The organism is Maritalea myrionectae (assembly GCF_003433515.1).
GTDB lineage: Bacteria > Pseudomonadota > Alphaproteobacteria > Rhizobiales > Devosiaceae > Maritalea > Maritalea myrionectae.
The window spans coordinates 1,621,683-1,635,816 of record NZ_CP021330.1 but is presented as its reverse complement, the minus strand read 5'-3'; the positions used below and the strand labels follow the sequence as shown (position 1 = coordinate 1,635,816).

At 52.9% G+C, this 14,134-nt stretch carries 15 protein-coding genes and 1 tRNA gene; 9 read left to right on the top strand and 7 right to left on the bottom strand.

Features of this window, described 5'->3' with window-relative positions; translation table 11 throughout:
* Nucleotide 1: 1 nt before the first annotated feature.
* The gene (locus MXMO3_RS08065) at nt 2–940 is read right to left on the bottom strand and encodes an ornithine cyclodeaminase family protein (RefSeq protein ID WP_117396757.1); all 939 of its coding nucleotides are present in this window, start codon (nt 938–940) and stop codon (nt 2–4) included.
* Between the two features lie 143 nt (nt 941–1,083).
* On the opposite strand from MXMO3_RS08065, the gene MXMO3_RS08060 reads away from it, so the two are divergent.
* Nucleotides 1,084–2,412, top strand: coding sequence for a UDP-glucose dehydrogenase family protein (locus tag MXMO3_RS08060; RefSeq protein WP_117395521.1), 1,329 nt, complete (start codon nt 1,084–1,086; stop codon nt 2,410–2,412).
* Here the strand turns inward: MXMO3_RS08060 and MXMO3_RS08055 are convergent.
* Complete coding sequence (locus MXMO3_RS08055; RefSeq protein WP_117395520.1) at nt 2,409–3,845, bottom strand: mannose-1-phosphate guanylyltransferase/mannose-6-phosphate isomerase; 1,437 nt, start codon at nt 3,843–3,845, stop codon at nt 2,409–2,411. The two genes, MXMO3_RS08060 and MXMO3_RS08055, sit on opposite strands and share 4 nt — an antisense overlap.
* 174 nt (nt 3,846–4,019) lie before the next feature.
* Between MXMO3_RS08055 and MXMO3_RS08050 the strand changes: the two genes are divergently transcribed.
* Together MXMO3_RS08050 and MXMO3_RS08045 are read left to right on the top strand one after the other, a co-directional pair.
* Nucleotides 4,020–4,106: transfer RNA gene (locus tag MXMO3_RS08050), tRNA-Leu, on the top strand.
* A 40-nt stretch (nt 4,107–4,146) separates the two neighbouring features.
* Complete coding sequence (locus MXMO3_RS08045; RefSeq protein WP_117395519.1) at nt 4,147–4,503, top strand: STAS/SEC14 domain-containing protein; 357 nt, start codon at nt 4,147–4,149, stop codon at nt 4,501–4,503.
* 95 nt (nt 4,504–4,598) lie between these two features.
* Here MXMO3_RS08045 and MXMO3_RS08040 read toward each other — a convergent pair whose 3' ends face one another.
* Genes MXMO3_RS08040 through MXMO3_RS08025 form a run of 4 tightly spaced genes read right to left on the bottom strand, consistent with a single transcriptional unit; the run spans nt 4,599 to nt 7,390 of the window.
* Nucleotides 4,599–5,675 carry a hypothetical protein gene (locus MXMO3_RS08040; protein ID WP_117395518.1) on the bottom strand — a complete coding sequence of 359 codons (1,077 nt, stop codon included), beginning with the start codon at nt 5,673–5,675 and terminating at the stop codon, nt 4,599–4,601.
* Nucleotides 5,662–6,090, bottom strand: coding sequence for a DUF2721 domain-containing protein (locus tag MXMO3_RS08035; protein ID WP_117395517.1), 429 nt, complete (start codon nt 6,088–6,090; stop codon nt 5,662–5,664). Before MXMO3_RS08035 ends, MXMO3_RS08040 begins: the two co-directional genes overlap by 14 nt.
* A 32-nt stretch (nt 6,091–6,122) precedes the next feature.
* Nucleotides 6,123–6,620, bottom strand: coding sequence for a xanthine phosphoribosyltransferase (gpt, locus tag MXMO3_RS08030; protein ID WP_027834286.1), 498 nt, complete (start codon nt 6,618–6,620; stop codon nt 6,123–6,125).
* Nucleotides 6,617–7,390: a competence/damage-inducible protein A gene (locus MXMO3_RS08025; RefSeq protein ID WP_117396756.1), complete on the bottom strand. Its 774-nt coding sequence runs from the start codon at nt 7,388–7,390 to the stop codon at nt 6,617–6,619. The genes gpt and MXMO3_RS08025 overlap by 4 nt, the downstream gene beginning before the upstream one ends.
* Nucleotides 7,391–7,452: 62 nt before the next feature.
* Between MXMO3_RS08025 and sfsA the strand changes: the two genes are divergently transcribed.
* Genes sfsA through radC form a run of 3 tightly spaced genes read left to right on the top strand, consistent with a single transcriptional unit; the run spans nt 7,453 to nt 9,753 of the window.
* Nucleotides 7,453–8,163 carry a DNA/RNA nuclease SfsA gene (sfsA, locus tag MXMO3_RS08020; protein WP_117395516.1) on the top strand — a complete coding sequence of 237 codons (711 nt, stop codon included), beginning with the start codon at nt 7,453–7,455 and terminating at the stop codon, nt 8,161–8,163.
* Nucleotides 8,164–8,196: 33 nt separating this feature from the next.
* A complete protein-coding gene (gene map / locus MXMO3_RS08015) occupies nt 8,197–9,027 on the top strand; it encodes a type I methionyl aminopeptidase (RefSeq protein WP_027834288.1) in 831 nt (276 codons plus the stop codon).
* Nucleotides 9,028–9,753, top strand: coding sequence for a RadC family protein (radC, locus tag MXMO3_RS08010; protein WP_027834289.1), 726 nt, complete (start codon nt 9,028–9,030; stop codon nt 9,751–9,753).
* 41 nt (nt 9,754–9,794) lie between these two features.
* On the opposite strand, the gene MXMO3_RS08005 is transcribed toward radC, so the two are convergent.
* A complete protein-coding gene (locus MXMO3_RS08005) occupies nt 9,795–10,532 on the bottom strand; it encodes a cytochrome c biogenesis CcdA family protein (protein WP_117395515.1) in 738 nt (245 codons plus the stop codon).
* Between the two features lie 201 nt (nt 10,533–10,733).
* Between MXMO3_RS08005 and rpe the strand changes: the two genes are divergently transcribed.
* The 3 genes from rpe to purB are packed head-to-tail and all read left to right on the top strand — an operon-like array spanning nt 10,734 to nt 13,913.
* Complete coding sequence (gene rpe, locus MXMO3_RS08000) at nt 10,734–11,420, top strand: ribulose-phosphate 3-epimerase (protein ID WP_027834291.1); 687 nt, start codon at nt 10,734–10,736, stop codon at nt 11,418–11,420.
* A 19-nt stretch (nt 11,421–11,439) separates the two neighbouring features.
* Nucleotides 11,440–12,612 (top strand): MFS transporter, encoded by a 1,173-nt coding sequence (locus tag MXMO3_RS07995; protein ID WP_117395514.1) that lies wholly within the window; start codon nt 11,440–11,442, stop codon nt 12,610–12,612.
* Complete coding sequence (gene purB, locus MXMO3_RS07990) at nt 12,609–13,913, top strand: adenylosuccinate lyase (RefSeq protein WP_027834292.1); 1,305 nt, start codon at nt 12,609–12,611, stop codon at nt 13,911–13,913. Before MXMO3_RS07995 ends, purB begins: the two co-directional genes overlap by 4 nt.
* The last annotated feature ends 221 nt before the right edge of the window (nt 13,914–14,134 follow it).

The window sequence follows — 14,134 nt, the reverse complement described above, 5'->3', positions numbered from 1 at the left end:
GCTATTGCGCCGCGCTCCAAATGTCGTAGATCGCGTTGGTGACCATCAAGTCCAAATGCGCCCCGCCACCATTTTTGAACAATGTGACGTCACTTGCGTCGGTGCGCATAGCGCAATCTGGCTGCACCATATCGTAATAGTCCGCCAGCACGTCTTTTTCGCTGATCACGCCCCGCGCAATCGGGTCTTTCAACTCGCCAATGTGATCGATGGTGGTTTCGCGCGAATCGACAAAGATTCTGGCCTTTTGCAGCAGTGCATCGTCCGCTTCTCGCATGCCGTCCTTGAAGGCGCCGATCAAGTCGAAGTGGGTGCCGCTCTGCGCCCACGCACCCTGAATAAAGGGCTCTCGCGCCATCGTCGCGCTGGTCACAATATCCGCATTCCCTACCGCAGCCGCCAAATCCTCAACGGCTTCACAGCCCTTTTTCGCCGCCAAATCTTGCGCGTTCGCATGGGTGCGGCTCCAAATCTGGATTTGGCTTAGATCTGGAAAAACGTCACGATAGGCATCCACCAACGATTCAGCGACCACGCCAGAACCAACAACAAGAAGTTTGCGCGAATCCGGACGCGCCAAAAGCCGAGCGCCTAACACGGAATCGGCTGCCGTTTTCCACTTGGTCACAAGCTGCCCGTCCACGAGTGCTTTCACCTGCCCGCTTTCATCATCGAACAGGATGACGACGCCGTGGATGGTGGGGATGGCTGGCTCACGTTGCGCGTTCTTCGGATAAACCGTCACCGCTTTCATCGCCAAGCCTAGATCGTCGATCCACGCAGCACGATTTAGCATGGTTGATTGATCTTCTTCCCGATTGAGGAACAGATCGCCCAAGCGTGCTTTGCTCCGCTTATGCCCGTCAAAGATCGCATCTGCGACTTTCGACCAACTCAGCTTGTCTTCAATTTCAGCGCGTCCGATAAATGGAATGCTCATATCGATCCCCTTTTTTTGCGCCATAGTGCAAAAATTCGCCCCTAATTTCAAAGCGGATGCGACAAAAATCGACCATTTGCCCGACATTGTCGTATAAATTCCATGAAAGAGTGGCTAGAACCGATGAGGCACGGGAGTGATATATGAAAATTGCGGTTGTTGGCGTTGGTTATGTGGGCTTGGTGTCTGGTGTTTGTTTGGCAGAGGTCGGCCATGAAGTAATTTGTGTCGACCTTGACGCGGCCAAGATTGAGCAACTCAATCAAAACAATGTGCCCATCTACGAGCCGGGCCTCAGCGCCATGGTGGCAACCAATCGTGCGGCAGGCAATTTGCACTTCACCACAAATCTTGCTCAAGCGCTCTTAGGTGCCGACGCAGCCTTTATCGCCGTGGGCACTCCCTCGCGCGAAGGCGACGGCCATGCCGATTTAAGCTATGTTTATGCCGCGGCCCAAAATATCGCGGAACACGCCAGCGGCCCTTTGGTGATCATCAACAAATCCACAGTACCTGTGGGCACTGGCGATAAGGTTCAGGAAATCGCCGAGACGTCTCGGCCCGACATGGACTTCCACATCGTTTCCAACCCGGAATTTTTGCGCGAAGGCGCCGCCATTAAGGACTTCATGGAGCCCGACCGCATCGTTATTGGTGTCGAAAGCGATCAAGCCAAATCAATTATGGCCGAGATTTACGCACCCTTTGAGCAAAAGGGATTTCCCACCCTTTATGTCAATCGCCGCACCAGTGAACTGACCAAATATGCCGCCAACTCATTCTTGGCGCTCAAACTCGCCTATATCAATGAGGTGGCCGAACTGTGTGAAGTGGTCGGCGCGGATATTAAGGGCGTCTCCAAAGGCATCGGCCTTGATCCGCGCATTGGCGAAAAGTTCCTCAATGCCGGCCCCGGCTATGGCGGATCATGTTTTCCAAAGGACACCTTGGCCCTTGTCCGCACCGCACAAGACCATGATCGCCCGCTGCGGCTTATTGAGATGATCGTGTCGATCAATGAATATCGCAAACGCGCCATGTCGCGCAAAATTGCGCAAATGTGCGAAGATGAAGTCAACGGGAAAACCATCGCCATTCTGGGCCTGACCTTTAAGCCCAACACAGACGATATGCGCGAAGCGCCCGCCATTTCAATCATTCAAGGGCTGCAAGATATGGGCGCAAATATCCGCGCTTACGATCCCAAAGGCATGGACAATGCCAAACACCATTTGAGCAATATAACCTATTGCGACAGTGCCCTATCCTGCGTCGAAAACACTGACGCACTGGTCATCGTGACCGAATGGGACGAATTCCGTGACTTGCCCTTTGCAGAGCTCAAAAAGAAAATGCGCAAACCCGTTCTGGTGGATTTGCGCAATCTTTATGACGGGAAGACCCCTAAGGCACACGGTTTTGACTACCAATGTGTGGGTCGACCGCTGGAAACAGTGATCAACGACGTTTAACTCCGCCCAAATTCGTCCTCAAGCCGAATGATGTCGTCTTCGCCGAAATAAGAACCGGTTTGCACCTCAATCAACTCAAGCATGATCTTGCCCGGATTGGCCAGGCGGTGCACCTCGCCTTGTGGGATGTAGACGGATTGGTTTTCACCCAAAAGCTCCACCTTATCGCCCACCGTGACTTCCGCTGTGCCAGTCACCACAACCCAATGCTCAGATCTATGATGGTGTTTTTGTAAACTCAATTGCTTGCCCGGTTTGACAAACAGGCGCTTCACCTGAAACCGCTCGCCCAGCACCAGCGAAGAATAGCCGCCCCAGGGGCGATAGCTGGTTTTGTGGGTCTCGGTAAGCGCCATGGTCTCCTCACTGCTTTTGAGCCGTTTAACGATATCGCCCACCCGCTGCGTCGCATTCAGATCACCGACAAACACGGCGTCTTCACTCACGACAACAGCGATATTCTTCAACCCATGGACCGCGACATGCGCGGAATCCGAATAAACAAGGCTGTCTTCCGTTTCTGAAAGCGTCACTTGCCCCCGCGCCACATTGCCGCCGGCATCCATGTCGCCGACCTTCCAAACCGCGTCCCAACTGCCAAGGTCTGACCAGGAAAACGCGCTCGGCACAACAGCCGCACGATCGGTTTTTTCAAATATGGCATAGTCGACAGAAATGTCGGGCGCTTGTTCAAAGCTCTGCTTGTCGAGGCGCACAAAATCCAAATCGGCTGTCGCCTTGGCAACAGCATCACCCACAGCGGCGCTGGTTTCCGGCGCCAACCGCTCGCATTCAGCAATGAATACGTCGCGCGGCATCATAAAGGTGCCGGAATTCCAATAATAACCGCCCGCATCCAACATCTCCTGCGCCCGCTCTAGCTGCGGCTTCTCAACAAACTCAGCCACCCGATGTCCGCCAGATTCCAGTTTTTCACCCTGCTTGATATAACCATATCCAGTTGCAGATTCGGTCGGCGCAATACCAAAAGTCACCAGCTCCCCCGCCTCTGCACACGCCGTCGCTTGCACCACAGCATCGGTGTATCCGGCATCGGCGGTCACCTTATGATCAGACGCCAGTACGTAAAGCACTTGATCATCATCAGTTTTATCTTTGAGATAGAGGGCCGCCGCCAAAATCGCAGCCGTTGTGTTGCGCGCTGCTGGCTCCAGCAAAATCGCGCCAAGCTCAACGCCCACTTCCTGTGCCTGTTCCGCCACAAGAAACCGATATTCTTCATTGGTCACGATCACTGGCGCAGCAAATTGGTCAGAATCAGCCACCCGCTGCAATGTCTCTTGAAACAGGCTATCCCGCCCTGCCAGCGCTAAAAATTGCTTGGGCCGAGACGACCTCGAAATCGGCCATAACCGCGTCCCGCGTCCACCAGCCATAATCACTGGAACAATTTTTGAAAGCTGATCAACCATAAGGATTTTTCCGTTGGTGCGGTTAGACATTGTCGAATAAAGTCAAGACACTATACCGAAGCCCGCGGGCGATCAATCGCCACGCCAACCCATTTCCTCTACGGCGGCGATTCCTATTTGCAATGTGATTTTTTTTCGACTATGAAAATGCCACTCTCGGGGTCACCCGACATTGCGGACGTGGTGAAATTGGTAAACACAAGGGACTTAAAATCCCTCGCCCTAACCGGCTTACGGGTTCAAGTCCCGTCGTCCGCACCAAAGCTTTTCTATTATTCTTTATTTTATTTCGGCTCATAAAATGACCAATGCACCTTCGCATTCGAAAAACAATTCGCAAATCATTGAAGAAAGTGTCGAAGGCCTCATCACGATGCAAAGCCTGACGGCATTGCGCGACACGCTGGCCGAAAAAATAGCTGCGCATCTGACCAAGCACGAAATCACGCTCATATTGGATACAGATCAACACGAATTTGAAAGCGCCACGCTTTTAGGTGTGATGCGACAAATGCTTGGTGAATTTGCAGGCGAAGGCAAACCGATTTCCCGCATCGCTTTCGTTACCCCCGCACAATTTGTGCGCCCGGCTGAGAATGGCGGCAAAGTGGCCTTTTTCGAAGAAATTGAGCATGCACGGCTTTGGGCTAGACAATAGTTTATCCCCACCAAGGTGGCGTTGATCCAACACATCTTAGATTGGCACCGCCCAAATCGCGGCCCTATTTCCAAACCTGTCTTAGATAAACCTGATCAAAGCCCCGCCCAATAGGCATAAAAAGTTGATTCAACAATCTTGCCAGTTTTGCGTCGCCTATTCTCGTTCAGGGAAGTATGGCGACCGTTCAAAAAGTACGAATTTTTGACTTCAGGTAAATGATCGTTTGAAAAGCCATAAAGGCCATCTTCAATCCGGAAAGCTTCGAAGTAATCACGCAGCTTTGCGCGCCACGCACGGATGTTGGGATTTTCAAATGTTGAGAAAAGCGGCATCCTGAAAACGAGCCCCTTTTTAAAGTAGTCAACGGAGAGCGTATCGTTGAAAAGCGGCATATGGGCGCTCCATCCCATAAAGTGGAACTTGTTCTGCCCATATTTCACAAGACCATAGCCATAATCGAAATCCTGATATTGCGGATCCGCGACATAATCCACAATCACCTTGATTTTCGTCTGATAGGCGTCTGGCAGCTTGTGATTGGTATGCGCGAAAATAAAGATGTCATGGACAAGCGGAAGCGCAAAGGCGCCATCTTCATATAAAGCCGGATTAACCAGCTGCTTGGAACGGTAGGCTTTCGGAATAGAGAACCCGTCAGGTTCTACATAAATATCGAATTTCAAAGGCGAATTGACGACAAAGTCATAAAGCGCGTCAATCCGATCCAACACCACTTGGCGGGCGGTCTTATCTCCATCTCCACCGATAAAAAGATAACCAGCCACAAGATAGCGCGCTAAAGTGCCATAAACACTTGTGTCATTGTCATCACTGACAAAATCGAGATAAGTCTTCCGCAAATCAGATGAGAGAATATCTTTGGTGTACAACCCAAAGGACAGGAGCCGACCGAAACTGTTCTCAAAGCACGCGTCACTGCTCCCCAGGATCGTTGTCATATCAGCGGTGCTGGGAATTTTGTTCTTCCAATAAGCAACTTCCGGGAGATTTAGAAGCTCAGCATAGTTTTGCTTAAACGCGCTGCTACCCTCATCTCCCTGCTGCTTGAACAACAAGTTCTTGATGGTGACGCCGCAATTGCTTTCCAGGAAGGCAAACTGTTGCTCGCGCTCTAATTTCCTATCTGTGCGCTCGTCATTTTTTGACATCTCTCTTTCCAGCCTTTGCTATGATCAATGCCCGTTCCCGCGCAACGGTTAACTGCATCAAAAACAGTATAAGTGCGACAGTCAACAAGGACATGGCAGCAACAAAGCTAAACGAGATGAAGCCGGTCAAATCTGGCTCCACATGGTCACCGAGGAAAATCAAAATAACAACAAGACACACCAAAATGGCGGTCATGACACTAAGGCGGCTCGACCAAATGATATAATGAATGCGCCGCACATCACGTGCACTGCCCGCAGCCGACCCCTCATCCAGAGTAAGTTGATCAACCGCCCGCGAAAGATGGGCACCCAGCACGTTCAAAAAGCCAGCAATCGCCGTCAACAAAAATACAGGCGCGATCGAAAGCTGTATCTCCTCGGCGATCGTGGATGTTAAAATGAGTGTATCCATGAGCCTGCGGGCCTTATCTGATCAAAAAGGGTTTAGTCGCCCACTCCATCGCGGATCGGCGGTGCATAAGACACATCCATATCCCAAGGGAAATAGATCCACGTGTCTTGCGACACTTCGGTCACGAAGCTGTTGACCAAATCCCGCGCCAAAGGCTTGGCATAAACGGTGGAGAAATGCGCATTAGGCAACATGGCCTGCACGGCGCGTCCAGTTTTGCCCGTGTCCACCAAATCATCAATGATCAACACGCGACCATTTTTGTCGAGATCAACGATTTCCTGGCAGATCGGTTTCACGACTTCCAATTCGCCCTGATCTTTATAGTCATATGATTTGACTGAAACGCTTTCGATCACCCGAATACCGAGCTCACGTGCGATGATCGCCGCGGGCACAAGGCCACCACGGGTAATGCACACGATGGCATCAAACGGTTCTTCATTCATTAAGCGCCAAGCCAGAGCGCGGCTATCGCGGTGGAATTGATCCCAAGAAACCGGGAATGATTTATTCTGCGGTGCGGTCATATTGTGGGTCCCTGTCCCTTTTTTGCTTTTTCAAACAGATCGTCCACAATCGCCTGGGCTTCGTGGCGCACCTGCTCCAATATTTTTTCATCGCTCGAGCGCATCACAATTTGGGTCATATATTCTTTTGACCCCAATTGTGGGTAAGAGCCGATTTTTACCGTTTGGTATGAAGATTGCAATGCCGCAAGTGGCTCTGAAAGCACACCTTCCCCAACTTGTGAGTTCACAGACACGGAATATTGCCGCACACCGGTTTGCAATGTGGGTGCAATGCTCTCTAACATTGCCTGCAAAATCTTCGGCACGCCCGCCATCACATAAACATTTTCAATGTTGATGCCTGGTGCGCCCGAAACGGGATTGTCGATCAGTTCGCCACCCTCGGGAATTCGCGCCATACGCAACCGCCCTGCTGTCATCTCATAATCAATAAACCGCGCCTGCATCGCATCGATAGCCCGCTGATCTACCTTCAGTTCAACGCCAAAGGCTTTCGCCACCGCATCGGCCGTGATGTCGTCATGGGTGGGGCCAATGCCACCGCTGGTGAACACATAATCATATTTGGCGCGGAGCGCATTCAGCGCCTCAACAATTTCATCGATCTCATCGGCCACAATGCGTGCCTCGCTCAGGTCAATGCTGAGATCGGCACAAAAATCGGCAATCGTGCCAATGTTCTTGTCTTTGGTGCGACCAGATAGGATTTCATCGCCAACCACCAGCATGCCAGCAGTGACGGTTTTTGCTTGAGCTTGTTTTGTCATCATCTCTTTGAAATAAAGGATCGAACTTGAATTGCAATCATTTTAACGTTGGATCGACCGCTTTGGATTTCCCTTCTCCCCTTTTGCAGGGCACGCTCATCAAACGCTACAAGCGGTTTTTGGCCGATATTCGGCTGGACAATGGCGAGATCATCACCGCCCATTGTGCCAACCCCGGCGCCATGCTGGGATTGAAAGAACCAGGGCTACCGGTCTGGTTGTCGAAATCGGACAACCCAAAGCGCAAACTACAATATTCGTGGGAGTTGACCGAAGTCGACGGCCATCTCGTGGGCATTAACACGGCTCTACCCAACCGCATTGTCGCCGAAGCGCTGCACAACAAACAGATCAAAGAGCTGGCCGCTTATGACGAGATCCGCCCGGAAGTAAAATATGGGGATAAATCCCGGATTGACTTCTTGCTGACCGGTGATGGCCTGCCGGATTGCTATGTGGAAGTGAAAAACGTTCACCTCCTCCGCCAGGGCAGCATGGCCGAGTTTCCTGACAGTAAAACGGCGCGCGGCGCGAAGCATTTGATGGAGCTTGGCAATATGGTGGCGCAAGGTCACCGCGCGGTGAACCTTTATCTCGTTCAACGCACCGATTGCACTCAATTCAGCTTCGCAAGCGATCTGGACCCGGCATATGCCAAAGGCGCCGAAACTGCCTTGAATGCGGGCGTGGAATTTCTATGTTATGATTGTACAATTAATCAGACGAAAATTTGCCTCAACCATCCTCTTCCAATTTTGCCAGTGAAGCGGTAGGTTCGTCAAAAATTCCAATATTAAGAGCAACACATGGTCACCTACGCTGCAGCAAAACCCGATCCAAAACGCACCCCCGGCATCATTCCGTTGCACGGAGAAGATGGCTTTGAAGGAATGCGCAAAGCAGGTGCTTTGGCCGCGCAAGCGCTGGATATGCTCTATGAATTTGCGCAACCCGGTGTGACAACAGCTGAGCTGGACCGCCGCGCCCTCGAATTCGCGTTGGACAACAATGCGGTGCCAGCCACGTTAAACTATCGCGGCTACCGCCATTCAATTTGCACCAGCATCAACCATGTGGTGTGCCACGGCATCCCCAACGAAAAACCACTAAAAAACGGCGATATCGTCAATATCGACATCACCTTGATCGTTGATGGCTGGCACGGCGATACCTCGCGCATGTTCCCGATTGGCGACATTTCGCGCAAGGCCGAGCGACTGATCGAAGTAACCTATGAAAGCCTGGATCGTGCGCTTGCCATCGCCAAACCCGGCAACACCACTGGTGATATTGGCCACGCCATCCAAAGCTTTGCCGAAGCCGAACGCTGCGGCGTGGTGCGTGATTTTGTCGGCCACGGCCTTGGTCGCCTTTTCCATGACGAGCCCAACATTTTGCACTTTGGCGATCCCGGCACTGGCCCCGAACTGAAGGCGGGCATGATTTTCACCATCGAGCCCATGATCAATTTGGGCCGCCCCGACGTGAAAGTGCTGGGCGATGGCTGGACGGCTGTCACCCGTGATCGCACCCTCTCGGCCCAATGCGAACATTCCATTGGCATCACCGAGCATGGATGCGAAATCTTTACGCAATCACCCAATGGCCTGTTCAATCCCCTTGAAGCGCGGCGGTAGATGAGCGACGCGGACGAGTCCCAAGCCGATAAACCAGCGCCGGGCAAAAAGCCCAAGCTGCATTATCACGGCCATCGCGACCGTTTGCGCCAACGCTTTGAAAAAGACCTGGGCTCCTCTTTTGAGGATTATGAATTGCTGGAGCTGTTGCTCTTCCGCATTTTGCCTCGTCGTGACACCAAGCCCATCGCCAAGCAATTGATTGACCGTTTCGGCAGCTTCTCGCAAGCGCTTTCGGCCCCGGTGAAATTGTTGTGTGAAGTCGACGGCATCGGCCCCACGGCTGCCATGGAAATCAAAATCATGCACGCTGCCGCCAAGCGCTACGCCAAGGACACGCTGCCCGAACGTCCAATCCTCAATTCATGGGACGCGCTGATCGACTATTGCAAATCGGAGATGGCCTTTGAGGATAAAGAGCAGTTCCGGCTGCTCTTTTTGGACAAGCGCAACAAACTCATCGCCGATGAAGTGCAGCAGATCGGCACGGTGGACCACACTCCGGTTTATCCGCGCGAAGTGATCAAACGCTGTTTAGAGCTCTCAGCCACCGCGATGATTTTGGTGCATAATCACCCCTCTGGCGATCCGACGCCGTCCAACGCGGACATTCAAATGACCCGCGCTATCGCCGACATCGCCAAGCCCCTCGGCATCACCCTGCACGACCACATCATCATCGCCAAGGATGGCCACGCCTCCCTGCGGGCGCTGAAGCTGTTCTAGGCCGCGCCGACGCCAAAGCTCAACGCGAAATGGGCACAGAATTAGCCGAAGTTCTGGAGAACGGGGAACGTCTCAAGCAACCAAAAGCTGATCCGGGTAAAATCGCCTGTCAGGAACAAAATACCCGTGATGATCAGGAACACGCCCATCACTTTTTCCACTGTCCCGAGATGCTTTTTGAAATTCTGGAAGAAGTTCATAAAAGGTCGGATGGCCAAAGCGGCAGCCAAAAACGGCAGCCCCAATCCCGCGGAATAAACAGCCAATAGCCCTGCGCCTTGCCACGCTGTTTCTGATGTGCCCGCAATTGGCAAAATCGCCGCCAAGATTGGCCCAATACATGGCGTCCAGCCAAGGGCAAAGGCCAAGCCAAGCCCATAACCACCCAGCGGCCCAGTGGCCGTAGTTGGTCCGTTCATCCGCGCTTGGCGGTAAAGCATATTGATCCGCAAAAGACCGAGAAAATGCAAACCCATCACGATGATGACGATACCTGCCAACGGCACCAACCAATCCAGCGCAGACCGCAACGCGCTGCCCAAAAAGGTGGCCGACGCGCCCATCAAAATGAAGATGGTCGAAAAGCCCATGATAAAGAAAAGCGATGTCGTGACTGTCCGCCACCAGACCTTGCTGCCCGTGTTGCCCTCATCCTGCAGCTGCTCGAATGTCGTGCCCGCCATATAAGACAGATAGGGCGGCACCAGCGGCAGCACGCAAGGGGACAAAAAACTCAAAACGCCCGCACCAAACACAACGGGTAGGCTTATGGAAATCATCGCAAAGTCCTTCGGCGAGATTCAAAACTATGCTCTTTTGTACCTGTTAGTCCATCTTTGCAAGCGACCGAATGTCGCTTTAACGCAATTGTGAGAAGAGGTGATATTTCACCCTTTAGGCAATTGGCTTTTGACAAGCAGTGTGCTACCTCGCTTGCCATATCCCAAATATAGATGGCTAAAGATCAGGGGAGCCCCCAAATGAGCCAATTGCCAATCAAGATTTCCCCCTCCATTCTTTCCGCTGATTTCGCGCGTTTGGGCGATGAAGTGCGCGCCATTGATGAAGGCGGCGCCGAATGGGTGCATGTGGATGTGATGGATGGCCACTTCGTGCCAAACATCTCCATCGGCCCCATGATTGTGGAAGCCATTCGCCCCGTGACCAAGAAAATCTTGGACGTGCATTTGATGATCGCCCCTGCAGATCCTTATCTGGAAGCATTTGCCAAGGCTGGGTCAGACATCATCACAGTGCATGCAGAAGCGGGCCCGCACCTTGATCGCTCATTGCAGGCCATCAAATCCATGGGCAAAAAGGCCGGCGTCTCCCTCAATCCCTCAACCCCTGTCTCGGTGATTGAGAACGTGATTGACCGTCTCGACCTTATTCTTATTATGAGTGTAAATCCGGGCTTTGGTGGCCAGTCTTTCATTCCTCAAGCGCTTGAAAAGATCATGCAGGCCAAAGCTTTGATTGGCGATCGCCCGATCGATCTTGAGGTTGACGGTGGCGTGACCGCGGATAATGCGGAAGAAATCGCCCGTGCAGGCGCCAACGCTCTTGTTGCTGGCTCTGCGATCTATAAAGGAAACGACCCTGCCACTTATGCGCCGCGTATCAACGACATCCGGCGCGCAGCTGAATTAGGTCTGCAAAGCCGATAGTAAAAAGGCTTATTATATTATGTCCATGAGAAATTGGCTCTTCTTTGTCTTCTTCTCTCAGCCCGTTGCCCTTGGCGCCTGGCTCCCACGCATTCCTGAAGTGCAGGAAAAACTGGTCCTCAGCCCGGCTGAATTGGCCGTGGCGCTTATCGGCGCCCCCATTGGCACGCTCAGTGCCTTGCTGGTGGCTGGCCGCATCGGCGATTTGCTCGGTGCACAAAAAACGATGCTGATTTTCTATCCGCTGTTTTTCCTGGCGATGGCCCTGCCGTTTTTGGCCAACTCTCAAGTCAGCCTGTTCATCTCACTCGCGATCATGGGGGCCACGCTGTCCATTCTTGAACTGGGCATGAACGTCTCCGCAGATCTATATGAAAAGCAGCGCAAAAAGCTGGTGATGAGCCGCGCGCACGGCCTGTGGAGCCTTGGCTTGATGACGGGCACGCTCGTCGGCTCCGCATCTGCAGCGATCCGCTTTGACCCGTTCCTGATGGAAATCGCCATATTTGCGGTCTTGGTGTTGCCCAGCCTTTATGCGGTCAAGCAAGTCAATCTGGACCAGCCAGTGCTCGATCCAAAAACAGTGCAAAGCCGCAAATCGGGCTTCACCATGCCGCATATTTTGCTGCTCGGCATTTGCTTGTTCACCTTTGGCACCACATTGACTGAAGGTGCTGTGGCCGATTGGGCCGCGATCTTTATGCGCGACGTGCACAGCGCTTCACCTGGTTTTGCTGGTTTGTCACTCACCGTATTTACGCTGGCTGCAGCCCTCACCCGCCTCACTGGCGATAAATTGCGTGAGCATTTTGCCACCAGCGATCTGGCCCGCACCTTGGCCATTATTGGCGTCATCGGCTTGGGCATTATCTATTTTGCCCCCAATGCCTTGCTCGCTCTGCTCGGCTTTGCCCTTCTGGGCTGTGGCATTGCCCTTGGCTTTCCGCTGGCGGTCACCGCTGCGGCCAACGCCCCGGGCAAAAGCTCTGCCAGCAATGTTGCCGTCCTCACCTTTTTGGCCCTTAGCGGGTTCTTGGTGGGGCCCATTTCCATTGGCTTTGTTGCCGAAGCGACCAACATCAAGATTGGCCTCATGGTCATCACCCCAATGTTGGCCCTCAGCGCCGTGCTTGCCAGCACGCTAAAGTCATCCTCCTCTAAATCCCAAAATAGCGAAAGCCAAACCACATGATCCCCCGTTATTCACGCGATGAAATGGTGTCCATCTGGTCACCAGAATCCAAATTCCGCATTTGGTTCGAAATCGAAGCCCACGCCGCCTCAGCCCAAGCCAAGCTCGGCATTGTGCCCGATGATGCCGCCAAAGTGGTTTGGGAAAAGGGCGAAAACGCTCAGTTCGATGTGGATCGCATTGATGAGATCGAACGCGAAGTCAAACATGACGTGATCGCGTTTCTTACTCATTTGGCTGAGATTGTTGGCCCCGAAGCTCGCTTCGTGCACCAGGGCATGACCTCTTCTGACGTGTTGGACACTTGCCTCTCCGTGCAATTGACCCGCGCAGCAGATTTGCTGTTGGCCGATATGGACAAGCTGCTCGCCGCCCTCAAAAAGCGCGCCTATGAGCAAAAAGACACCATCACCATTGGCCGTTCGCACGGCATTCACGCTGAGCCAACCACATTCGGCGTTAAACTGGCCCAAGCCTATGCTGAATTTGATCGCTGCAAAAAGCGCCTCGAAATCGCCCGCGAAGAAATCGCCACTTGTGCCATTTCCGGCGCGGTTGGCACCTTCGCCAACATCGACCCTTCCGTCGAGCAATATGTGGCGGAAAAGCTGGGCTTGGCCATCGAGCCTGTGTCGACCCAAGTGATCCCACGCGACCGTCACGCCATGTTCTTCGCCGTGTTGGGCGTAGTTGCCTCATCCATCGAGCGCCTCGCCACCGAAGTGCGTCATTTGCAGCGCACCGAAGTGTTGGAAGCTGAAGAGTTCTTCTCCAAAGGCCAAAAAGGCTCCTCCGCGATGCCGCACAAGCGCAACCCCGTCTTGACCGAAAACCTAACCGGTTTGGCCCGCATCGTACGTGGCATGGTCACCCCAGCGTTGGAAAACGTTGCCCTTTGGCACGAGCGCGACATCTCACACTCCTCTGTTGAGCGCATGATCGGCCCAGACGCGACCGTCACGCTCGACTTCGCATTGGCCCGCATGACCAACGTGATCGAAAATCTGGTCGTGTACCCAGAAAACATGAAAGCCAATATGGACAAACTGGGCGGCTTGCACAATTCGCAACGCGTTTTGTTGGCCCTCACCCAAGCCGGCCTGTCTCGCGAAGATAGCTACCGCGCTGTGCAACGCAACGCCATGAAGGTGTGGCGCGGCGAAGGCGAATTTGCCGCCTTCTTGAAAGCGGATGAGGAAGTGGCCAACGCCCTGAGCGATGCGCAAATCGATGATATGTTTGATGATGGCTACCACCTCAAACATGTGGACACAATTTTCGCCCGCGTCTTCGGCGAATAAGCACTCCAAAGCCCGGCATTTTTGCCGGGCTTTTCTTCGATCAGCACTTTTGATCTTGGCATTTCAAATTATGATATGCACCAAACATCAGACCGTAACTGTCTGAAATATATTCAATTCCCCTTCAAATTCACATTCAATAAAACGAATTACTGGCCCACTTCTTCTTCGTATGGAAAATGTGCCTGCTTGACCAAACTCGTCGGCGCTGTCCTAATCGC